This is a genomic window from Candidatus Pantoea gossypiicola (genome assembly GCF_008632075.1).
Classification (GTDB): domain Bacteria; phylum Pseudomonadota; class Gammaproteobacteria; order Enterobacterales; family Enterobacteriaceae; genus Pantoea; species Pantoea gossypiicola.
This window is the reverse complement of record NZ_VWVM01000002.1, coordinates 392,339-412,015: the sequence shown is the minus strand read 5'-3', so window position 1 is coordinate 412,015 and position 19,677 is coordinate 392,339. Positions and strand designations below refer to the sequence as shown.

General features: G+C 55.8%; 22 protein-coding genes and 2 tRNA genes. 9 read left to right on the top strand and 15 right to left on the bottom strand.

Annotated features, from left to right (window positions below):
• Positions 1 to 56: 56 nt before the first annotated feature.
• Positions 57 to 686 (top strand): TfoX/Sxy family DNA transformation protein, encoded by a 630-nt coding sequence (locus F3I20_RS04305; protein WP_150009847.1) that lies wholly within the window; start codon positions 57 to 59, stop codon positions 684 to 686.
• On the opposite strand, the gene yccS is transcribed toward F3I20_RS04305, so the two are convergent.
• A complete protein-coding gene (gene yccS / locus F3I20_RS04300; RefSeq protein ID WP_150009939.1) occupies positions 683 to 2,842 on the bottom strand; it encodes a YccS family putative transporter in 2,160 nt (719 codons plus the stop codon). The two genes, F3I20_RS04305 and yccS, sit on opposite strands and share 4 nt — an antisense overlap.
• A complete protein-coding gene (locus F3I20_RS04295; protein ID WP_013357358.1) occupies positions 2,826 to 3,266 on the bottom strand; it encodes a YccF domain-containing protein in 441 nt (146 codons plus the stop codon). The genes yccS and F3I20_RS04295 overlap by 17 nt, the downstream gene beginning before the upstream one ends.
• Positions 3,267 to 3,389: 123 nt before the next feature.
• Here F3I20_RS04295 and helD point away from each other — a divergent pair, with 123 nt between their 5' ends.
• A complete protein-coding gene (gene helD, locus F3I20_RS04290; protein WP_150037724.1) occupies positions 3,390 to 5,444 on the top strand; it encodes a DNA helicase IV in 2,055 nt (684 codons plus the stop codon).
• Position 5,445: 1 nt separating this feature from the next.
• Here helD and mgsA read toward each other — a convergent pair whose 3' ends face one another.
• Positions 5,446 to 5,904: a methylglyoxal synthase gene (gene mgsA, locus F3I20_RS04285; RefSeq protein ID WP_150009843.1), complete on the bottom strand. Its 459-nt coding sequence runs from the start codon at positions 5,902 to 5,904 to the stop codon at positions 5,446 to 5,448.
• 69 nt (positions 5,905 to 5,973) lie between these two features.
• Positions 5,974 to 6,615, bottom strand: coding sequence for a YccT family protein (locus F3I20_RS04280; RefSeq protein WP_150009841.1), 642 nt, complete (start codon positions 6,613 to 6,615; stop codon positions 5,974 to 5,976).
• A gap of 176 nt (positions 6,616 to 6,791) precedes the next feature.
• Here F3I20_RS04280 and F3I20_RS04275 point away from each other — a divergent pair, with 176 nt between their 5' ends.
• Positions 6,792 to 7,205: a CoA-binding protein gene (locus F3I20_RS04275; RefSeq protein ID WP_150009839.1), complete on the top strand. Its 414-nt coding sequence runs from the start codon at positions 6,792 to 6,794 to the stop codon at positions 7,203 to 7,205.
• Between the two features lie 34 nt (positions 7,206 to 7,239).
• Here the strand turns inward: F3I20_RS04275 and hspQ are convergent, their stop codons facing one another.
• Together hspQ and rlmI are read right to left on the bottom strand one after the other, a co-directional pair.
• On the bottom strand, positions 7,240 to 7,557 hold the full coding sequence (gene hspQ / locus F3I20_RS04270) for a heat shock protein HspQ (protein ID WP_010246651.1): 318 nt from the start codon (positions 7,555 to 7,557) through the stop codon (positions 7,240 to 7,242).
• A 58-nt stretch (positions 7,558 to 7,615) separates the two neighbouring features.
• Positions 7,616 to 8,806, bottom strand: coding sequence for a 23S rRNA (cytosine(1962)-C(5))-methyltransferase RlmI (rlmI, locus tag F3I20_RS04265; protein ID WP_150037725.1), 1,191 nt, complete (start codon positions 8,804 to 8,806; stop codon positions 7,616 to 7,618).
• Positions 8,807 to 8,891: 85 nt separating this feature from the next.
• Here rlmI and yccX point away from each other — a divergent pair, with 85 nt between their 5' ends.
• Positions 8,892 to 9,170, top strand: a complete 279-nt coding sequence (yccX, locus tag F3I20_RS04260) for an acylphosphatase (RefSeq protein WP_150037726.1) — start codon at positions 8,892 to 8,894, stop codon at positions 9,168 to 9,170.
• Here yccX and tusE read toward each other — a convergent pair whose 3' ends face one another.
• Both tusE and yccA read right to left on the bottom strand, forming a co-directional pair.
• The gene (tusE, locus tag F3I20_RS04255; RefSeq protein WP_033732189.1) at positions 9,171 to 9,497 is read right to left on the bottom strand and encodes a sulfurtransferase TusE; all 327 of its coding nucleotides are present in this window, start codon (positions 9,495 to 9,497) and stop codon (positions 9,171 to 9,173) included.
• Positions 9,498 to 9,602: 105 nt separating this feature from the next.
• Entirely contained in the window at positions 9,603 to 10,256 is a 654-nt protein-coding gene (gene yccA, locus F3I20_RS04250; protein ID WP_003850014.1) for an FtsH protease modulator YccA, read from the bottom strand.
• 235 nt (positions 10,257 to 10,491) lie between these two features.
• Between yccA and F3I20_RS04245 the strand changes: the two genes are divergently transcribed.
• The 3 genes from F3I20_RS04245 to agp all read left to right on the top strand — a co-directional run bounded on the left by F3I20_RS04245 (position 10,492) and on the right by agp (position 12,719).
• A tRNA-Ser gene (locus F3I20_RS04245) sits at positions 10,492 to 10,579 on the top strand.
• A gap of 66 nt (positions 10,580 to 10,645) precedes the next feature.
• Positions 10,646 to 10,733 (top strand) — tRNA-Ser (locus F3I20_RS04240).
• Between the two features lie 270 nt (positions 10,734 to 11,003).
• Positions 11,004 to 12,719 (top strand): bifunctional glucose-1-phosphatase/inositol phosphatase, encoded by a 1,716-nt coding sequence (agp, locus tag F3I20_RS04235; RefSeq protein WP_190286146.1) that lies wholly within the window; start codon positions 11,004 to 11,006, stop codon positions 12,717 to 12,719.
• Positions 12,720 to 12,784: 65 nt separating this feature from the next.
• On the opposite strand, the gene F3I20_RS04230 is transcribed toward agp, so the two are convergent.
• The 3 genes from F3I20_RS04230 to wrbA are packed head-to-tail and all read right to left on the bottom strand — an operon-like array spanning position 12,785 to position 15,061.
• Positions 12,785 to 14,158, bottom strand: coding sequence for an NAD-dependent succinate-semialdehyde dehydrogenase (locus F3I20_RS04230; protein ID WP_150009829.1), 1,374 nt, complete (start codon positions 14,156 to 14,158; stop codon positions 12,785 to 12,787).
• A gap of 52 nt (positions 14,159 to 14,210) precedes the next feature.
• The gene (locus tag F3I20_RS04225; RefSeq protein ID WP_003850006.1) at positions 14,211 to 14,441 is read right to left on the bottom strand and encodes a YccJ family protein; all 231 of its coding nucleotides are present in this window, start codon (positions 14,439 to 14,441) and stop codon (positions 14,211 to 14,213) included.
• A 20-nt stretch (positions 14,442 to 14,461) separates the two neighbouring features.
• The gene (gene wrbA, locus F3I20_RS04220; protein WP_150037728.1) at positions 14,462 to 15,061 is read right to left on the bottom strand and encodes an NAD(P)H:quinone oxidoreductase; all 600 of its coding nucleotides are present in this window, start codon (positions 15,059 to 15,061) and stop codon (positions 14,462 to 14,464) included.
• A 299-nt stretch (positions 15,062 to 15,360) separates the two neighbouring features.
• On the opposite strand from wrbA, the gene F3I20_RS04215 reads away from it, so the two are divergent.
• The gene (locus F3I20_RS04215) at positions 15,361 to 15,534 is read left to right on the top strand and encodes a con-10 family general stress protein (protein WP_003850002.1); all 174 of its coding nucleotides are present in this window, start codon (positions 15,361 to 15,363) and stop codon (positions 15,532 to 15,534) included.
• 96 nt (positions 15,535 to 15,630) lie between these two features.
• Positions 15,631 to 16,545, top strand: a complete 915-nt coding sequence (locus F3I20_RS04210) for a DMT family transporter (RefSeq protein WP_150009825.1) — start codon at positions 15,631 to 15,633, stop codon at positions 16,543 to 16,545.
• Here the strand turns inward: F3I20_RS04210 and rutG are convergent, their stop codons facing one another.
• The 4 genes from rutG to rutC are packed head-to-tail and all read right to left on the bottom strand — an operon-like array spanning position 16,546 to position 19,659.
• The gene (gene rutG / locus F3I20_RS04205; protein WP_150037729.1) at positions 16,546 to 17,874 is read right to left on the bottom strand and encodes a pyrimidine utilization transport protein G; all 1,329 of its coding nucleotides are present in this window, start codon (positions 17,872 to 17,874) and stop codon (positions 16,546 to 16,548) included. It abuts the gene before it with no gap.
• A 49-nt stretch (positions 17,875 to 17,923) separates the two neighbouring features.
• A complete protein-coding gene (gene rutF / locus F3I20_RS04200; RefSeq protein ID WP_150037730.1) occupies positions 17,924 to 18,436 on the bottom strand; it encodes an NADH-dependent FMN reductase RutF in 513 nt (170 codons plus the stop codon).
• A gap of 18 nt (positions 18,437 to 18,454) precedes the next feature.
• The gene (rutD, locus tag F3I20_RS04195; protein WP_150037731.1) at positions 18,455 to 19,264 is read right to left on the bottom strand and encodes a pyrimidine utilization protein D; all 810 of its coding nucleotides are present in this window, start codon (positions 19,262 to 19,264) and stop codon (positions 18,455 to 18,457) included.
• Positions 19,264 to 19,659: a pyrimidine utilization protein C gene (rutC, locus tag F3I20_RS04190; protein WP_150009817.1), complete on the bottom strand. Its 396-nt coding sequence runs from the start codon at positions 19,657 to 19,659 to the stop codon at positions 19,264 to 19,266. The genes rutD and rutC overlap by 1 nt, the downstream gene beginning before the upstream one ends.
• Positions 19,660 to 19,677: the final 18 nt, after the last annotated feature.

Below are 19,677 nucleotides of genomic sequence, written 5' to 3'. Positions count from 1 at the left end.
TAATTGCCTGATACCCAAGGCAATTTAAGAAATATTTCTGACATGGAGGTGGTGCAATGAAAAAGGTGAATCCGGTCGTAGAGCGCTCCAGAGCGCGTCTGGCCCCATTGGGACCCATAGAGTCCCGCACCCAGTTTGGGGGGTATGCTCTGGCTGTCGAAAGTGTGGTTTTTGCCTTAATTAATAAAGATGAACTCTATCTGCGGGCCAGTGAACCGTTGCGCGAATACATTACCGATCGCCCGCTGCAACCCTTGATTTTTCGCAAGAGGGGAAAACTGGTCTGCCTCAATTATTTTCGGGTTGATGAGGCGTTATGGCGCGATTCTGCCCATCTGCTGGCGCTCTCTGCTGCCTCTTTAGAGACCGCCCAGCTGGAGTTGCAGGACAGGCAAGCGTCACCGCGGCTGAAAGATTTGCCTAATCTCAGTGTACGCATGGAGATGATGCTCTTTGAGGCGGGCGTAATGAGCGTCAATCATCTCTATCAGATAGGGGCCAAGCAGTGCTGGCTGAAGCTAAAAGCGATCAACCAGCACGTGGGGTTTCAGACATTACTGGCGCTGCAGGGGGCTATTACGGGCCACCATGCGGCTGCGCTGCCACAGGCAACCCGGGCAGAGCTGAATGCATGGTTCCAGCGCACGCTTTTATCCAACCCGAACCTCAGAAGCAGTGAAAGCTAGTCAGTAATGAGCGTGCGGCGCAGGCGAGCCACATCGGGCATTAATGCCACCAGCAGACCGAGTTGCTGGAGCACCAGCGGCGCACGCGTATCTGCATCTGCAGCCAGCTGGCTGATTCGCTGTGCCAGTTGCTGGCGCATCGCTTCAACATGTTCATCGCTGACCACGTCTGTCTGAAGTACATCCTCGACATAGCAGACCGTATCATCCAGTAAGGCGAGCAGGTCTGGCGCAGTAATTTTATCGCGGTGAGCGCCCAGCGCGGAAATGTAGCTCAGAAATGAGTGATTGGAGCAGAGCAACTGAAAAGCTGAATCACGCAGCTTCTGGCTGGTACGACTTTCACTGCTCATATTTGAGACGACAGACGCCAGTTCAGCATCCGCATTATGCGCATCACGGCGGGCGATACGATAGGCAAGCCGGTTATCTTTACCCTGGTGATATTGCTCCATGATCGCATCCAGATAGCGACAGTTCGCTTTCAGGGTTCGCTCTGCCACCGCGGGCAGTTGACGAAAGCGCCAGTCAGGCCAGATAAAGGCGACAGCCAGCCAGGCCAGACCACATCCGAGTAAGGTATCCACGACACGGGGCAGGGCGACGTCAAACCCTTCACCTAACAGGTTGAAGCAAAGCAGCACCAGCAGAGTGATAAACAGCGTAGCCTGCGCATACTGCACCTGCCTGAAAGCGAAGAACAGCACGCCAGTAATCACAATCAGGATTAACTGCCCTTCAATGGAGGGTACCAGCCATAAAACGGGTAAACCAATCGCAATTCCCGCCAGCGTTCCGCCGATGCGCAAGGCTAGACGTCGCTGCGTGGCGTTATAGTTTGGCTGGCAGACAAACAGACTGGTCAGCAAAATCCAGTATCCCCGCTCCAGTCCGGTTATCTGAATGAAGCCGTATCCAATACAGAGTACCACTGACATCCGAACCGCATGCCGGAACAGCGCCGACGCGGGAGAGAGATGACGGCTGAAGCGTAGCCGGATATCACTCCAGCCACTCAACCCTTCACGTGACAACAGATTGTCACTGTGCTGCGGATCTTCACCGGCCAGCGTCTGCTCTGATTCAATGGAGGCAAGCTGTGCGTCAATGGCACGCAGGTTACGCAGCAGCCAGAACAGCGCGCGGGTATGCGGAGCCTCTGGCTCGTGCTGCTCAAGCCGTTCAATCGCTTTCTGCAAGCGTTCAAACGTGCGCTCAAAGCGGCTGTCATGCACCCATCTTTCACGCATCAGGATGCAGTGTGCCAGCTGGCGACAGGCTTGCGCCTGCATATTCAGCAGCCGCTGAAAGCGAAACAGAATTTCGTTATAGCGCCAGTCGCCGCGCAGCAGGTGATATTGCAGATGAGAAGAGCTGGCGCGTTCATGAATATCCTGCGCCACAAAGTAGTAGTGCAGACTGCGACGGGTGCCGCGCGATCCGCGATCGCCGCGCAGACGGCTCTGCAGCGTGGTTTTGGTCAGATTGAGCTGCGCCACTAACTGGCTGTTCACCATCGCTGCATCGATAAACGCCGCATCATCCTGCTCGCCTGCATCGGGATCGAACAGATTCGCCTTGGCATCAAGGTAGCGCGCCAGTTGTGAAAAGCTTCCCGCCAGCTGTTCCTGGACCGGCCTGACCGGGAACATCAGATGACCCAGCAGGGTCAGCAGGTTATACCAGAGCGCGCCGACCAGCAGCAGAATCGGCTGCATGTACCACTGGCTGAACAGCCCGATGCCGAGCATGGTATAGACCGCAATCAGCAGCGCACCAAAAGCGATAGTGGCGTAGCGCTGTCCCAGGGCACCCAGCAGAATAAAGCCCCAGGTCGAAATCGCCAGTCCGACCATAAAGGCGAAGGGCCAGGGAAACAGCAGCTCTACGGAAACCGAGGCGATGCAGAAGCAGAGCAGGGTAATCAGCAGGTTCTTCAGGCGACCGGCCAGGCGATCATCAAGATCGGCCAGCGCAGCCGCGACCACCCCCAGCGTTAAGGGAATCGTCCACTCAATCTGATGCAGCCACCAGGGAATGGCAGCGCAACCACTCAGCGCAAACAGGATCCGCAACAGATAGCGCCACGTACTGTTAAACAGATATTTTCGCCAGCCAGGCACTGCATCGGACATCATATTAATAGCGGCGGGCATTGGCTTCGCGCGCAGCACGCGCTTCTTCCACTGACACCACCCGGCGTCCAACCGGCCAGAGCGCAATAGCGGCGATCTTAAAGTTCGCAATCCCCACCGGAATACCGATGATACTGATGCACTGCACAATGCCGACGGAGATATGCGAAAGGCAGAGCCACCAGCCGAAGAAAATCAGCCAGAAGATATTCAGGAAGGTCCCGCCGGTGTTCATAATATGGCTCTTACTTTCAGGGCGCAGCACATCAACATGTACCGCCTCGTTGCCAAATGGCAGCAGCGAGAGTTTGGTAATTTCCCAGCAGGAGCGGGTCAGCGGAAGGGTAAAAACCAGCACGATGCTGATTAAGGTGGCAAACAGCCAGCTCAGGGTGGTGAAAAAGCCGCCCAGGACAAAATTAAGAATATTTAAAACGGTGCGCATGATCTTCTTTTCCTTTTGCATTCCGCAAGATGTGACGCCAAGTTTAGCCTGTTTTAAGGCTGGAGCGCCAAGGGTCTGACAGGTAAACTCCCCCTAATCCTGTTATCTGACGTTGGTGTCGGCGTGGAACTGAAAGCAACCTCAATGGGCAAACGGCTTGCCCAGCATCCTTATAACCGTGTTCGTCTGCTGACAGCGGGTGTCGAAGTCAGTGGCGATAAGCATGAGTATCTGATCCCCTTTAACCAGTTACTGGATATTGCCTGCAAGCGCGGGCTGGTATGGGGCGAGCTGGAATTTTTGCTGGCCGATGAAAAAGTGGTCCGGCTGCACGGAACGGAATGGCAGGAGACGCAGCGCTTTCACCACTATCTGATGCAGGCCTGGCAGAACTGGAGTCTGGAGATGAGCGCGGTGTGCCGCGAGGTGCTCCAGTCACTGCGCGACGAAATTGAGACGTTTAGCGCGCAGGATCGCTGGCTGAATCGCCACGAGCTGCAGGCGCTGAAAACAAAAATTCTCAAACAGTTCGACGCGTTACCGATGCCGCTCCTCCGCTTAAACGATTTTCCTGACTGCCGTAATAACCTGGCATTTTGCCAGCACTGGCTGGATCAGGGTGAGTCGGCCCTGCGGCAGCGAAACCGCGACTGGACTGCTGCCATGCTAACCCGCTATCAGTCGTTCTTCGCCAGCGTCGAGAGCACGCCACTCAATCAATCGCAGTGTGAGGCCGTGGTTAATGGCGAGGATTCTCTGCTGGTACTGGCCGGTGCGGGCAGCGGTAAAACCTCGGTGCTGGTGGCCCGTGCAGGTTGGTTGATGGAGCGCAGGCTGGCCAGCGCCGATCAAATCCTGCTGCTGGCATTTGGCCGCCAGGCTGCTGAAGAGATGAACGCACGTATTCAGTCCCGGCTCTCTGCGGGTGACATCCAGGCAAAGACTTTCCATTCTCTGGCTCTGCATATTATTCGTGAAGGCAGCAATAAGCAGCCGGTTATCAGCAAGCTGGAGAGCGATGCCGATGCGCGTCGCACACTGCTACTCAGGGAGTGGCGGCAGCAGTGCCATGATAAAAAGGCGATGGCAAATGGCTGGCGTCAGTGGCTCCGTGACGAACTGGAATGGGAGTTACCGGAAGGGCCGTTCTGGGAGGACGACAGGCTGGCAAACCGGCTGGCGTCCCGACTTGAGCGCTGGCTCGGCCTGATGCGCATGCATGGCGGCGCACAGGCGGCCATGATCGCGGATGTGCCGGAAGAGATCCGGGAGCGCTTTAGTAAACGCATCAAACTGATGGCACCCCTGCTGAAAGCGTGGAAAAGCGCGCTGAAAGAAGAGGGCGCGGTCGATTTCTCGGGCCTCATTCACCAGGCCATTGCGATTCTGGAAAAAGGACGGTTTATCAGTCCGTGGAAACACATTCTGGTGGATGAATTCCAGGATATCTCGCCTCAGCGTGCCGCATTGCTCAGCGCACTACGCCAGCAGAATAAGCGCACCGCGCTGTTTGCTGTCGGCGATGACTGGCAGGCTATCTACCGCTTCAGCGGCGCAGAGATGACGCTGACCACCGCATTTCATCACTACTTCGGTGAGGGCGATCGGTGCGTGCTGGACACCACCTATCGCTTTAACGATCGCATCGGTGACATTGCGAACCGGTTTATCCAGCAGAATCCGCAGCAGCTGGCAAAACCGCTGAACAGTGTCACCAAAGGCAATAAAAAGTCGATTTCGCTGCTGGCGGAGGATCAGCTGGAAGCCCTGCTGAATAAACTCAGCGGTTATGCGAAGCCTGAAGAACGCATTCTGCTACTGGCGCGCTATCACTATCTGCGACCGGAGCTGCTCGATAAAGCCAGAACCCGCTGGCCGAAACTTAGTCTGGAATTTATGACAATCCATGCCAGCAAAGGTCAGCAGGCGGATTATGTTATTCTGCTGGGATTGCAGCAGGGCAAAGAGGGTTTCCCGGCGGAGGGACGTGAGTCGATTATCGAACAGGGCCTGTTACCGCAGCCCGAAGCGTTTCCGGATGCCGAAGAACGCCGTCTGGCCTATGTGGCGCTGACGCGCGCGCGCCAGAAGGTCTTTCTGATGTTTGACAAGGCCGCGCCGTCACCGTTTGTCGATCACTTCCGCGAACTGGGCGTTCCCGTGCTGCGTAAAGCCTGAGTTATTTCAGACGATCGGCCAGATAGCGCTGATAGTCGGGGATCATAATCTCAACGTTTTGCGCAAACAGGGGTGACTGAATAATAAAATCCGCTGTGGAGCGGTTCGTGGCGACCGGTATATTCCAGACGGTCGCCAGACGCAGCAGGGCTTTCACATCCGGATCGTGCGGCACGGCGTTGAGCGGATCCCAGAAAAAAATCAGCGCATCAATTTTCCCTTCCGATATCAGCGCGCCTACCTGTTGATCGCCGCCCATCGGGCCGCTCAGCATAGCTGTCACATTCAGACCGGTATGACGATTGATCAGATTTCCGGTGGTGCCGGTCGCATAGAGGATGTGTGGATCAAGTGCGGGCTGGTTTTGTTTAACCCATTCAAGCAGGGCGGCTTTGCAGTGGTCATGGGCGACCAGCGCGATATGTTTTGTGGTGCCAAGGGTACGAAAGGTCTGTTCCATAAAAGCGTCCTGATAAGGCTCATGCGCAAGAAGAGAAAGCTCGAGTTTACCTCCGGCCCTTCAACGCTATCAACTCGTACGCAGCATTTTGACCAGCGTCAGAAATTGCTGACGCGTGGCTTCGTCGAAGCGGTGAAACCAGCGATTCAGCGAGGGCAGTTCAGCCTGGGTTGTCCAGTCCAGATCGGCGGTGAGGCGGGAAGAAGAGGGCGCAGCAGAAGCGGAATTTGCAAACCTTGGTACAGAGGCAATCTGATGGGTGCGATTGTAATTCAGCATCGCTTTTTCCATATCAGCTGTCGCGGTGGCTGGCAGGTGGTCACGCACGCTGGTGATCTCATTGCCTTTCTCATCCACCAGCTGAAAATTCAGACTGCGGTCAAAATGATAGCGCTCACGTTTTGTCTCCAGCGCCGGTAACCGGATGGTGATGGTTTTGGCCACGGCAGTAAAGGTAACGATCATCGGTGCAGACTGATAAGCGATCACACTCTCTTTCTGCCCTTTGCGCTGCTGCTCAACCCGAAACAGAAATTGATGCTGACCGCGATCCAGCTCTAAGCTGTCTGCTCCTTTGAGGAGCGAGCCTGAAATTTTTCGACCATCCAGCACCAGCAGATCGATTTGGGGATCGAGCTTTAATGTGATGGCAGAACAGGATGCCGAAACAAGGAGTGTAAGTAACCCCGTTAAGGCCAGCGACAGCTTCATTTCAACTCCGGTAAGTGGTGACGTAAAAGATGGCGTGTAGCAAATTCTTACATTATGGCAGTTAATTTACATTTAAACATATTTATTCGTGCGCGGGTTCAATTAATTTCGTCAGGGACTTAACGATTAAAGCATCCGCCAAACTACACTCAACACTGACCTGAAAGGAGATAAAGATGAACGACCAGACAATTCGCGATGTGCTGACGCGTACCCAACGTATCGCCTTAGTAGGGGCAAGCGATCGTCCCGACCGTCCCAGTTATGGTGTGATGAAATATCTGCTCGATCAGGGCTATGACGTGATCCCGGTCAGCCCGAAACTGGCCGGTAAAACTCTGCTGGGGCAGCAGGCTTATGGCAGCCTGGCGGATGTACCGGGCGAGATTGATATGGTAGATGTCTTCCGCAATTCAGAAGCCGCATGGGGCGTGGCGCAGGAAGCCATTGCAGCAGGTGCAAAAACATTATGGCTCCAACTGGGTGTGATTAATGAGCAGGCGGCGGTACTGGCACAGGATGCGGGTATGACGGTGATTATGGATCGCTGCCCGAAGATTGAAATTCCGCGCCTGGGGATAACGCGTTAAAAATTAGCGTGGCGGCAGAGCGTGCCGCCACAGATTAATGCCGCAGATGAGGTGCCTGTAATTGCTGACGTACTGACGCCGCCAGCTCATCCATTGAAGGCTGCTCAGGATGCTCAATGCTGGTTTCACCGGAAAGCTGAATTTCGGCAACATAGGTATGAACCTGATCGCCTTCCTCATCTTCCATCACCACATGATACCAGGGCGCAGTGCGCATCTTTTCTTCCGCGCCAACATCTTCAATTTTAGGCTCATCAAGCGAGTATTCAGGATCGACATCAACAATAACGCCCAGAACGCCGGACAAACGATGACGAACCTGCTGACCAATACCAAATTTACTGGCAATCATAGTGACCTCCGAAAAAAAGCTCTCTTTCCAATATGGGGGCAGGAGCTGTTTTTTCAAGTCACATCACGCGGCAGGCGAAACCTTTCAGATAGAGACCTTCCGGATAGCTGGCGATGACCGGATGATCCGCTGCCTGCCGGAACTGCTCAATAAATTGCACTTCGCGGTCCGCATCCAGCGCCGCATCGGCGATGATCTTCTGGAACAGATCGGTGGCCATCAGACCGGAACAGGAGAACGTCAGCAGCACGCCGCCCGGGTTCAGTAGCTGAATGGCGAGCATATTAATGTCTTTATAGCCGCGGCAGGCACCCATCAACTGGCTTTTGTTTTCGACAAACTTAGGCGGATCCATGATGATCAGATCAAATTTCTCCCCGCTGTCACGATAACGGCGCAGCAGTTTGAATACATCATCACGCTCAAAGCGCGCGCGAGAGAGAGCCAGCTCATTCAGTTCCACGTTCTGACGGGCAACGTCCAGCGCCTCCTGTGAGGTATCCACGCTGATCACTTCTTTACAGCCGCCCATCAGTGCAGAAACCGCGAAGCCGCCAGTATAAGAGAAGCAGTTAAGCACGCGGGCATCCTGCGCGTAACGACGTGTGGCAAGACGGCTATCACGCTGATCAAGGTAATAGCCGGTTTTATGACCGCCCTGAATATCAACCAGCAGCTTCATGCCATGCTCGGTAATCGGCAGCAGAGGCGGAGGCAGTTCACCGGTGACGGTGCCCTGCGTCAGTTCCAGACCCTCTTTCTTACGCACAGCGACGTCAGAGCGGTCATAGATGGCACAGCCAGGGAAGCACTGTTGCAGGGCAGTGATGATCGCCGCACGCTGATATTCTGCGCCTGCCGAGAGCAGCTGAAGCACTAAAAAGTTGCCAAAGCGATCGATGGTAACGCCCGGTAAACCATCTGATTCACCGGCGATCAGGCGATAGCTATCCAGACCATCGCGGGCCGCCAGCCATTTGCGCCACTGCTGCGCCTGTTCAAAACGGCGCACAAAGAAGGCGATATCGATGGATTCATCGGCCTGCCAGCTCCAGACGCGGGCGCGGATCTGCGACTCGGGTGAATAAGCGGCACGTGCCAGCCATTTACCGTTGCTATCACACACGTCAATGGTTTCACCCAGTTGCGCTTTACCTTCCAGACGTGCAACGGCACCTGAAAAGACCCATGGATGGCGACGGAGCAGGGACTTTTCACGTCCCTTTGCGAGAATCAATCTGACTGTCATAGTTTGCTATGCTTACCTGAAAAAATGAGCCGCCATTGTCCGGTGGATAACGGGAAATTGCAACGAACAGCAGCGGGAGATAAGAATGTCAGCAGCCTGTTTTAAAGCATGGGTTCATGGCCGCGTCCAGGGCGTTGGGTTTCGCTATAGTACACAGGCTGAAGCCAGAACCCTGGGCGTACTGGGTTACGCGCGAAATCTGGATGACGGCAGCGTCGAGGTGCTGGCATGGGGCGAGTCGGATCAGGTTGAAGCGCTGATTGCCTGGCTTAAAGCGGGCGGACCCCGCAGTGCGCGCGTGGATAAGGTGCTGGTGGAGCCGCATCAGCCCGCAGAACCGCCCCGCGATTTTAAAACCGGTTAATTACAGGCATTTCGCCGGTTTAGGCAGACCGGCGATTTTCGTCGCCTGTTTAGCGGGTCCTTCCGGAAAGAGGCGAAACAGGTAGCGGCTGTTACCTTTCTCTTCCCCATACTTCTGTGCCATTGCCTTGACCAGCATTCGCACGGCGGGTGAGGTGTTAAATTCCAGATAAAAGGCGCGCACGAAATGGACCACTTCCCAGTGTGCTTCAGTCATGGTAAGCCCTTCCTGTTCCGCGATGTGCGCCGCCAGCGCCTCACTCCAGTCGTCGATACTCTTCAGATAGCCTTCGGCATCGACGGCGATTTCGTTACCGTTAAAATTCACGTGATGTCCTCTCTGTAAATGACGGCGCAGTTTAGCAAACCTGGCGGGCAGTAAAAGCAAAAACCCCGCCGAAGCGGGGTTTCACAGGCTGACTGTCACTGCCGGTTAGTTGCTGCGGGCAAAACCCAGCAGGCTCAGCAGGCTGACGAAGATGTTATAGAGCGAAACATAGAGGCTGACCGTTGCGCGGATGTAGTTGGTTTCGCCACCATGAATGATGTTGCTGGTTTCCCACAAAATGGCACCGGCTGAGAACAGGATGAACAGGGCGCTGATAGCCAGATGCAGCGCAGGCAGCTGCAGGAAGATATTCGCAACCACCGCGACCAGCAGCACCACAAAGCCAGCCATCATCATGCCGCCCAGGAAGGACATATCACGACGGGTCGTCAGCACGTAAGCAGAACAGCAGAAGAACACCAGCGCCGTACCGCCCAGTGCCAGCGCTATCACGTCGCCCATGCCTGCGGTCAGGAATGAACTCAGGATAGGACCCAGGCAATATCCCAGGAAGCCGGTAAACGCAAACGCGGCCAGAATACCCATCGGGCTGTTCGCCAGACGGTAGGTTAAAAACATTAAGCCATAAAAGCCGACCAGCATCAGGATCAGACCCGGTGCAGGCAGGGCCAGCAGAGTGCTGGCTGTCGCCGTCACCGCGGAAAAGGCCAGGGTCAGTCCCAGCAGAAAATAGGTATTACGCAGAACTCTGTGCGTTGACAGCAGTGAGGACTGCGATGAGGTGACAATTCTTTCCATGTTGCGCTCCTTTAAGCAGAACACTAATCAGCAGAACACTAAATATGTGCCGAGAATACGCAGGCCATTAAAGAGGGAAAAGGCGTTTTACCCTTCTTTACGCGCTATTCTGCTAATTGTTTGAGCAGAGTGGCGATTTTCACAGCGAAAAATCGCAATCTGGCTGTTTTTCAGGCGAATAGACAGATAGATGCTTTACATCGCTAAACGGGATGTTTATAGTGCGCGTCATTGCGGAGGGGTGGCCGAGCGGCTTAAGGCAGCGGTCTTGAAAACCGCCGATGGGAAACCATCCGAGAGTTCGAATCTCTCCTCCTCCGCCACTTTATCTGCCACGGGCAATAAAGCGGTAAATCAGTAAGTTTACCGAAGCAGTACAGTTTCAAAACGGAGGGGTGGCCGAGCGGCTTAAGGCAGCGGTCTTGAAAACCGCCGATGGGAAACCATCCGAGAGTTCGAATCTCTCCTCCTCCGCCACATTCTACAGGCCAGCACATAGTGCTGGCCTGTTTCGTTTCTGCTATTCCTGTTTTTCCTCCAGTCCGAAAAAAGCACGCCTCTTCCGGTGACGCGCGGCAGCGCATTCATCTGCCCGGTGCATCTCTGCTATAGTCCACTCACTGTTTTTGCAAACATCTGGCGCTTTTCTGAGGCGAGCTGAGTTACACTGTTAAATACATCGCTCTGAGGCGAGCTAATCGGTTGATAGCCAGAGTGTTTCTTTACTGAATGAATGGAATAGGCACAATGATCAAGAAACTGAGTCTTTGCGCATTGTCAGTGCTCGCTGCATTGCCGGTCGGAACGGTAGCATTTGCTGCTGATGGCGATATGCAGCTGCAACAGGTGCTGATGTTAAGCCGTCACAATCTGCGCGCGCCGCTGGCCGATAATGGCAGCGTGCTGGAGCAGTCGACCAAAAAGAGCTGGCCGCAGTGGGATGTTCCCGGCGGACAGCTGACTACGAAAGGTGGTGTGCTGGAAGTCTACATGGGTAACTACACCCGTCAGTGGCTGGCACAGCAGGGCCTGGTGAAGAACGGTAGCTGTCCTGACAGCAATAATGTCTTTGTTTATGCGAACAGCCTGCAGCGCACTGTCGCTACCGCGCAGTTCTTTGTCAATGGCGCCTTCCCAGGCTGTGACGTTGCCGTCACGCATCAGGATGAAATGGGTTCCATGGATCCTGTCTTCAATCCGGTCATCACTGATGACAGCGAAGCCTTCAATAAAAAAGCGCTGGCTGCCATGGCCGCTGCCAATGAAAAACTGTCGCTGAAGCCCGCCTTCCAGCGGCTGGAAAAGATTGTCGACTACAAAGCTTCGCCTGCCTGTAACAATAAAAAGCAGTGCGACCTTAGCAGTGGTCAGAACACCTTCAGCGCTGAAAACGGTAAAGAGCCTGGTGTCAGCGGTCCGCTGAAAGTGGGTAATTCGCTGATGGATGCGTTCACGCTGCAATATTACGAAGGTTTCCCGCTGGACCAGGTTGCCTGGGGCCAGATCAAAACGCCGGAACAGTGGAAAGAGCTGTCAGCGATTAAAAATGGTTATCAGGATGCGCTGTTCACCAGCCCGGACGTTTCCCGTGAAGTGGCAGCACCGCTGGTGGATTACATCCGCAGTCAGTTAGTGGATCAGGACAAAGCCAACGCGCCGAAAATCACGCTGATGGTCGGCCATGACTCGAACATCGCTTCACTGCTGAGCGCGCTGCAGGTCAAGCCTTATGAGCTGCCTGACACCTGGGAAAAAACGCCAATTGGCGGTCAGGTTGTTTTCGAACGCTGGCATGATGCAAAAAACGATAAAGACCTGCTCAAGGTGGAGTATGTCTATCAGACCGCCGATCAGCTACGCAATGCGGATGTACTGAGCCTGAAGAACCCACCGAAGCGCGTGACGCTGCAGCTGGCGGGTTGTGAAGCCGATGCGAATGGCTATTGCAGCTGGGATCAGTTCTCCCAGGTGCTGAATGCTGCACTGCAGGGTACACCGATGCAGCCTGCTGCGGCACCACAACCGGCAGCTCAGGCTGACGATGACAGTGCGAAAGCCGCTGCGACGCAGGATGCTGCAGCCAATAAAGCTGAAGCGGACAAAGCAACCGCAGCCAAAGAGAAATCTGACGCAGATAAAGCTGCCGCTGATAAGTCAGATGCGGACAAAGCCGCTGCTGAAAAAGCGAAAGCGGATAAAGCCGCAGCCGATAAAGCTGCCGCAGAAAAGGCAAAAGCAGAAAAGGCAAAAGCGGATAAAGCTGCAGCTGAAAAAGCCGCAGCTGAAAAGGCAAAAGCTGACAAAGCAGCAGAAGAAAAAGCCGCTGCTGAGAAATCGAAAGCCGACAATGCAGCAGAATCAGCCAGTGATAATAAAGCCACGACTGACAAAGCTGACGCTGCAAAAGCGCCTGCAACCACGAAAGATGACAATTCAACGTCAGCGGCTGTGGCCACACAGTAATTGCGCTTTACGGCCGATAATAAAAAACCCCGTCGCGACGGGGTTTTTTTATGGCTGCAGAACGATTAACCCGCCACGACCACCAGTTTCTGGTTAGCAAACTCTTTGATGCCCAGATCAGAAAGCTCACGACCATAGCCTGAACGTTTCACACCACCAAACGGCAGCTCAGCAGAGGTATCGCTCTGAGAGTTGATAAACACCATGCCCGTTTCAATGGCGGAAGCCAGTTTCCGACCCCGTGCAATGTCACGGGTCCAGACCGACCCACCCAGTCCATAGTGGGAGTCGTTCGCCAGCGCTACAGCCGCCTGATCGTCACCCACAACATAAACCTGCGCCACCGGGCCGAAGAACTCCTGATAATAGGCAGGATTATCCGGGGTAATGCCAGTCAGAATGGTGGGCTGATAGAAGCAACCTGTACCTTCAACGGCTTTGCCACCCGTCACCAGTTTTGCGCCATTGGCGACGGCTTCGTCTACCTGTTTTACCAGACGGTCGCGCGCGTCAGCGGAAGAGAGCGGGCCAAGCGTGGTTTTCTCATCCAGCGGATCGCCCAGCGTGGCGGAACTCAGTGCGGCACTGAACTGGCTGATAAAGCGATCGGCAATCTTCTCATGCAGAATGAAACGTTTTGCGGCGGTACAGACCTGGCCGCAGTTGCTGAGACGCGCCTGCACACCCTGACGGACGGCTTCGTCGAGATCGGCATCGTCCAGCACAACAAACACATCATTGCCGCCCAGTTCCAGCGTCGATTTTTTCAGATGCTTACCGGCCTGCTCAGCCACCGCACTGCCCGCGCGCTCGGAACCGGTCAGAGCAACACCCTGAACCCGGTCATCAGCAATCAGATCGGCAACCTGATCGGTGGAGATGAACAGGTTAGTCCAGGCCCCTTCAGGTGCACCCGCTTCACGCACCAGCTTTTCAAAGACATCGGCACAGTGCGGCACGATATTGGCATGTTTCGCCAGCACCGGGTTACCCAGCGCCAGGTTAGGGGCCAGCACGCGCATCAGCTGGTAGTAAGGGAAGTTCCACGGCTCGACAGCAACTAACACACCAATCGGGTGATACTCAACCCAGGCTTCACCCAGTTCGCTGGGATAGGACTGCGGCTGCAGAATACGTTCCGCATTCTCTGCGTAGTAGCGGGCAATCTGCGAACAGATTTTCACTTCGCCACGGCTCTGACCAATCAGTTTCCCCATCTCTTTACTGGCGATGGTGGCCAGTTCTTCCGCACGGCTATCAATCAGGTCAGCCAGTTTTTTCAGTACCTGCAGACGTGGCTGGATTTCACCTTTGCTCCATGACGAATGGAACAGGCGATCGGCGACGTCCAGGGCATGGCTGACAGCGGCCTCATCATGCGACGGCCAGCTTTTCAGCAACTGGTTATTGGCGGGATTAATGCTTTGATAGGAAGACATAGCGTACTCCTTGGTGAGCTAAAAATGAGGGCGGGAAGGTCCCGCCCCTGAATCAGACGTTCTTACGTTCAACGGGCTTGTCATCCCAGGTCAGGAGATCTTTATCGGTTTTTTCGAAGGCACGGATCAGCACGTCATCGCTGCCTTGCTGACGCCAGATCTCTTCTGCCAGTCTTTCATCGTAATTGGCCACTTCGAAAATGGCCTCGGCAATTTCAGGGGAGGTATGACGCAGACTGGCCCATTCGCCAACGTGGTGTGCTTTCGATTGTTCAGTAGACATATTTTTCTCCTTTGTTTAAATCAGTCCTGCAGTTTCACTGTCAGTCCGGCAACATGTTCACCCTGGAAACGGGCAATATTCAGTTCCGCTTCTGTCGGCTGACGCGAACCATCGCCACCCGCCAGCGTGGTCGCACCATAAGGCGTGCCACCGCGAACCTGTGAGATATCGAACAACTCTTTGGTGCCGTAGCCGATAGGCACAATGACCATGCCGTGATGCGCCAGCGTGGTCCAGACCGAGGTAATGGTCTGTTCCTGACCGCCGCCGGTGCCGGTTGAGGTAAAGACGCTGGCAACCTTGCCAAACAGCGCGCCTGACGCCCAGAGACTGCCGGTGCGGTCCCAGAATGTGCGCATCTGTCCGGACATGTTGCCAAAGCGGGTCGGGGTGCCGACGATAATCGCGTCATACTGCGGCAATACCTCAGGCGTCGCTTCTGCTGCCTGCTGATTGGTTTTACCGCCCACCTGTGCAAAGCGATCGGCCTCCATCGTTTCTGGTACCCGCAGGATATCCACTTCCGCACCGGGAACCCGACGAGCGCCTTCTGCAACCGCGTTCGCCATCGTTTCAATATGTCCGTACATCGAGTAATAGAGCACCAGAATTTTGGCCATAAATCTCTCCAGGTGGTTTTGGCGTCCAGAAAAGTATAGAAGAGCTTTCGTTTTACGCAGGCGATGGTTAGTCCGCAGTAGATGAGTCGGGCATTAAATCTGCAGCTAATCGGTTGTAAGCTGGCAGAATGTTCGTTGTTTAATCAAATTGCTGGTGATTACTCTGTTGCTAAATGTGACTGTCGGGCGAGTTAAAGCAGAATCTGGCTATTATTTAACCATGAGTTGAATTCGGCTTCTGGCCGTCAGCTCTCTGCTATTTCATTCTTATTTATCGCACTACGCGACAGGAGCAAATCATGACAGCACATCGTGGAGGTTCAGGAAATTTTGCTGAGAACCGTGAACGTGCCGCAGAAGCAGGGCGTAAAGGGGGCAAAAACAGCGGCGGTAATTTCAAAAACGATCCGCAGCGCGCCGCGCGTGCCGGTGAGAAGGGCGGGCGCAGTAGTCCAAAAAAAGCGGACGCATAATCCCACTCTGCCGCCGGTTGAGGCCGGCGGTTAACGTCGTTGCTTTTCCCGCTCGCTCTACCCACAATATCGTCCGGACACATCATCAGGTGAATTATGTCGGACACACCCCGCGGTTTAACCCTGCGCCTGACGCGGCAGGAGCTGGTATTACTGTTTATCACCATGATCTGGGGCGGCACCTTTCTGGTGGTGCATCGTGCGATGCAGCACGCCGGCCCGTTCTTCTTTGTCGGCCTGCGTTTTGCCACTGCCGCACTGCTGCTGGCGCTCTTTTTTCGCCGTTATCTGGCCGGCATGACCTGGCTGGAAGTGAAAGCGGGCGCACTGATTGGCCTGTCTATTGCCGGAGGTTATGGTCTTCAGACCTGGGGCATGCAGACTATTTCCAGCAGTCAGTCCGCCTTTCTTACTGCGCTTTATGTTCCGGTGGTGCCGCTACTGCAGTGGCTGTTTTTACGCCGTCCGCCGGGATTAATGTCGTGGCTGGGGATTGTGCTGGCATTTACCGGCCTGCTGCTGGTGGCGGGGCCGCAGGATGGCCGTATCAGCCTGAACGCCGGTGAAATAGCGACACTGCTCAGTACCCTGGCGATTGCCGCCGAGATTATCTTAATCAGCCGCTATGCCGGTCAGGTTGATGTACGCCGCGTGACGCTAATCCAGCTGGCGGTGGCGTCACTGTGTGCTTTTGCGCTGATGATCCCCAATGGCGAAACGGTGCCCGCGATCTCAACGCCACTGCTGCTCAGCGCGCTGGGGCTGGGCGCGGCCAGCGCCCTGATTCAGGTCACCATGAACTGGGCGCAACGCAGCGTTTCGCCAACCCGCGCAACGGTGATTTATGCCGGGGAACCGGTCTGGGCGGGCGTGGTAGGGCGTATTGCCGGTGAGCGACTGCCTGCGCTGGCGTTGCTGGGTGGAGCGCTGATTGTCTGCGGGGTTATCGTCAGTGAACTACGGCTGAAACGGAAAAAAGCGGTGCAGCCTGCTGCTACACCGCTGGAGTAGTTAACCCTGTTGTCGCGCCAGCGGTTCATCCTGCTGTGTCGCACTGCGTCGGCGCAGAATGGCATTGAGGATAATCGCGCCAAAGGTAGCAGTGCCGATCCCGCCAAGCGTGAAAGAGCCGATTTTCAGCGCGAAATCCCCTGCGCCGAGCACCAGCGTGGTGGCGACCATAATCAGGTTACTGTTCTGACCTAAATCGACGTGGTTCTGCACCCAGATGCGTGCGCCCGCCACCGCAATCAGCCCAAACACCACAATGGATGCGCCGCCAATCACCGGGGCCGGAATGGTGTGGATCAGCGCACCAAACTTTGGTGAGAAACCGGTGAGGATGGCGATAACAGCTGCGGCGACAAACGCCAGCGTGGAGTAGACCTTAGTCACGGCCATCACCCCGATGTTCTCAGCATAGGTGGTTACGCCACTACCGCCAATCGAGCCGGAGAGCATTGTGGCCAGTCCATCGCCCACAAAGGCGCGTCCCATGTAAGGGTCGAGGTTACGGCCAGTCATGCCCGCCACGGCTTTCAGATGTCCCAGATTTTCCGCCACCAGGATAATGGCGACGGGGGCGATCAGCACCATCGCCTGCAGATCAAAGGTCGGTGTGGTGGTATGCGGCAGGCCAAACCAGGCTGCCTGTGACAGCAGCGTAAAATCGACCGGCTTGCCCAGCCCCAGAACGTTAGTCAGCAGCGCATAGATCGCCCAGGCCAGAATCAGGCCGACCAGAATCAGCAGACGCTGTACCATCCCGCGGGTAAACACCGCCACAAGACCGATACAGAGCACGGTCATCACCGCGACCCAGCTGTCGAATGAAGAGGCGGAGACGCTATGAACCGCGATGGGAGCCAGATTCAGCCCGATCGCCATCACCACCGCGCCGGTCACTACCGGCGGCATCAGGTTTTCGATCCAGCGCGTGCCGGACTTCATGACCACCAGCCCAATCAGCGTGTAGAGTATGCCGCAGGCGATAACGCCGCCCAGCGCCACGCTGAGGTTTTGATTCAGTCCCTGACCGCTGAAGCCGGTCACCGCAATCACTACACCAACAAAGGCGGCGCTCGACCCGAGATAGCTGGGCACGCGACCACCGGTTATAAAGAAGAACAGCAGGGTGCCAATACCCGAGACCAGAATCGCCAGATTGGGATCCAGCCCCATCAGCAGCGGCATCAGCACCGTTGCGCCAAACATCGCCACCGCGTGCTGCAAACCCAGCACCAGCGTCTGCCCCAGCGGCAGTGTTTCATCCGGGGCGATAATGCCGTTTTCAGTCAGTGCCGACTTCTTTTGCCATTGCGGAAACCATGATCGTGCCATCGTCTACTCCAGAGCGTGATGAATGCCGGTAAGTTTCAGGGAAGAGTTATCAGGCTTCCTGCCGCATCAGGGGATGGTAGCCCCGGTCAAACCACATAAGGCCGTGGGTATCATCATTACGCACTATGCCCACGACTTCGCAGAACAGCGTGTCATGCGTACCGACGCTGACAATCTGCGTAATGCGGCAGTCAAAGGAGGCAACTGCGCCGCTCAGTACTGGCGAACCGGTCACGGCCGTCGACCACTCAGCGGCACTAAAACGCTCGGTCATCGGTGTTTTCCCGCCAAACAGAGTGGAGAGCGCTTCGTGTCCCGCCGCCAGCGTATTAACGCAGAGCTGCATGTTTTCGCGGAACACCGGATAGACCGAGGCTGAGCGGTTCAGGCAGACCAGCAGCGTGGGCGGCGAATCGGTGACGCTGCATACCGCTGAAGCGGTAAAGCCTGCGCGTCCGGCCGGGCCTTCCGTCGTGATGATGTTGACCGCAGCGCCCAGTCGAGACATCGCATGACGAAACGCCATTTTCTCAACGGCGGGGGTAAGGGTATCCAGGCTCATAGTCTTCTCCGTTAAGGGCTATCCGGCGACGCGCTGCAACGGCTGCACGTCATCAGTCTGATCCAGCCACTGCAGCAGCAGGGCATTGAATTTTTCGGGGTCGGTAACGCTCATGGCGTGGCCGCCCCAGGTCATCATCTGTTCAGTCGCGTTCGGCAGCGCCGCGGCCAGCTCGGTTGAACAGCTCCACGGCACCAGCAGATCGTCCTGGCTGGCAATCACCAGCACCGGTTGCGGAATGGCGGCAGCCCGTGCGCTGAAGTCGGCGCTCATCAGGGCATGCAGCCGTCGCATCAGATTTTCCATCCCCTGAAAATGCGTGACGTGATGGCTATCTTCCTGATCCAGACGCGTCTGATTCCCGGCCATCCATTCAGCAGGATAGAGAAACAACGGCTGAGCGCGGACGAAAGCTTCGACGCCGACATTGAGCAGCAGATCCTGCCGCACCTGGAAGCAGCGGCGGGTATGCGGATGCAGTGTCAGCCAGCCATTGATCACGACGATCCGTTCGATCCGATCCGGATAATCCAGCGCCAGCTGCATTCCTGCCAGACCGCCCAGCGCGTGACCGATCAGGCTGAAGCGCAGAATGCCGTGTTGCGCCAGCGCGTCGGCCAGCTCCGCCGCCATCATCGCCATGCTGTAGCCTTCCGGTAAGCTGTCCGTGCTGCGACCGGTGCCGCGCTGGTCATAGAGCACGACCCGATAGCGTGCTGTCAGCGCCGCCAGCTGCGGCTGCCAGAAACCCGCCACGCCACCCAGACCGGAAGAGAGCACCAGCGTCGGTGCCTCGGGATTCTGCAGACCCAGAATATCCAGCTGCATCAGACCTCCGGCTTGCCGATGTGCGCCACGCTGGCGATCTCAATCAGCGCGTCAGGCTTGACCAGCCCGCACTGAATGCAGAAACGGGCAGGCTTTTCACCGGGGAAATATTCGGCATAAACCTGATTAACCGCGGCGTAATTCGACCAGTCGGTGATAAAGATCGAGTTAAACGTCACATCGGCCATGTTGCCACCGGCGGTCTCAATCACCTTTTTAATGGTTTCCAGCACATGACGGGTCTGCGCGGCGGCATCACCCACATGGACCACGTTGTTATCACCATCAAACGGCAGCGTACCCGAGACATAGACCACGCCATCCGCCAGCGTGCCGGGGACAAACGGGGCGATGGGGGCCGTGGTGCCTGGCGGCACAATACTACTTTTCGGCATAACGACATCCTCTTCGTG

Coding starts and splice junctions, on each gene's coding strand:
- F3I20_RS04305 (WP_150009847.1), top strand. CDS start 57: ATGAAAAAGGTGAATCCGGTCGTAGAGCGCTCCAGAGCGCGTCTGGCC.
- yccS (WP_150009939.1), bottom strand. CDS start 2,842: ATGCCCGCCGCTATTAATATGATGTCCGATGCAGTGCCTGGCTGGCGA.
- F3I20_RS04295 (WP_013357358.1), bottom strand. CDS start 3,266: ATGCGCACCGTTTTAAATATTCTTAATTTTGTCCTGGGCGGCTTTTTC.
- mgsA (WP_150009843.1), bottom strand. CDS start 5,904: ATGGAACAGACCTTTCGTACCCTTGGCACCACAAAACATATCGCGCTG.
- F3I20_RS04280 (WP_150009841.1), bottom strand. CDS start 6,615: ATGAAGCTGTCGCTGGCCTTAACGGGGTTACTTACACTCCTTGTTTCG.
- F3I20_RS04275 (WP_150009839.1), top strand. CDS start 6,792: ATGAACGACCAGACAATTCGCGATGTGCTGACGCGTACCCAACGTATC.
- hspQ (WP_010246651.1), bottom strand. CDS start 7,557: ATGATTGCCAGTAAATTTGGTATTGGTCAGCAGGTTCGTCATCGTTTG.
- rlmI (WP_150037725.1), bottom strand. CDS start 8,806: ATGACAGTCAGATTGATTCTCGCAAAGGGACGTGAAAAGTCCCTGCTC.
- yccX (WP_150037726.1), top strand. CDS start 8,892: ATGTCAGCAGCCTGTTTTAAAGCATGGGTTCATGGCCGCGTCCAGGGC.
- yccA (WP_003850014.1), bottom strand. CDS start 10,256: ATGGAAAGAATTGTCACCTCATCGCAGTCCTCACTGCTGTCAACGCAC.
- agp (WP_190286146.1), top strand. CDS start 11,004: ATGATCAAGAAACTGAGTCTTTGCGCATTGTCAGTGCTCGCTGCATTG.
- F3I20_RS04230 (WP_150009829.1), bottom strand. CDS start 14,158: ATGTCTTCCTATCAAAGCATTAATCCCGCCAATAACCAGTTGCTGAAA.
- F3I20_RS04225 (WP_003850006.1), bottom strand. CDS start 14,441: ATGTCTACTGAACAATCGAAAGCACACCACGTTGGCGAATGGGCCAGT.
- wrbA (WP_150037728.1), bottom strand. CDS start 15,061: ATGGCCAAAATTCTGGTGCTCTATTACTCGATGTACGGACATATTGAA.
- F3I20_RS04215 (WP_003850002.1), top strand. CDS start 15,361: ATGACAGCACATCGTGGAGGTTCAGGAAATTTTGCTGAGAACCGTGAA.
- F3I20_RS04210 (WP_150009825.1), top strand. CDS start 15,631: ATGTCGGACACACCCCGCGGTTTAACCCTGCGCCTGACGCGGCAGGAG.
- rutG (WP_150037729.1), bottom strand. CDS start 17,874: ATGGCACGATCATGGTTTCCGCAATGGCAAAAGAAGTCGGCACTGACT.
- rutF (WP_150037730.1), bottom strand. CDS start 18,436: ATGAGCCTGGATACCCTTACCCCCGCCGTTGAGAAAATGGCGTTTCGT.
- rutD (WP_150037731.1), bottom strand. CDS start 19,264: ATGCAGCTGGATATTCTGGGTCTGCAGAATCCCGAGGCACCGACGCTG.
- rutC (WP_150009817.1), bottom strand. CDS start 19,659: ATGCCGAAAAGTAGTATTGTGCCGCCAGGCACCACGGCCCCCATCGCC.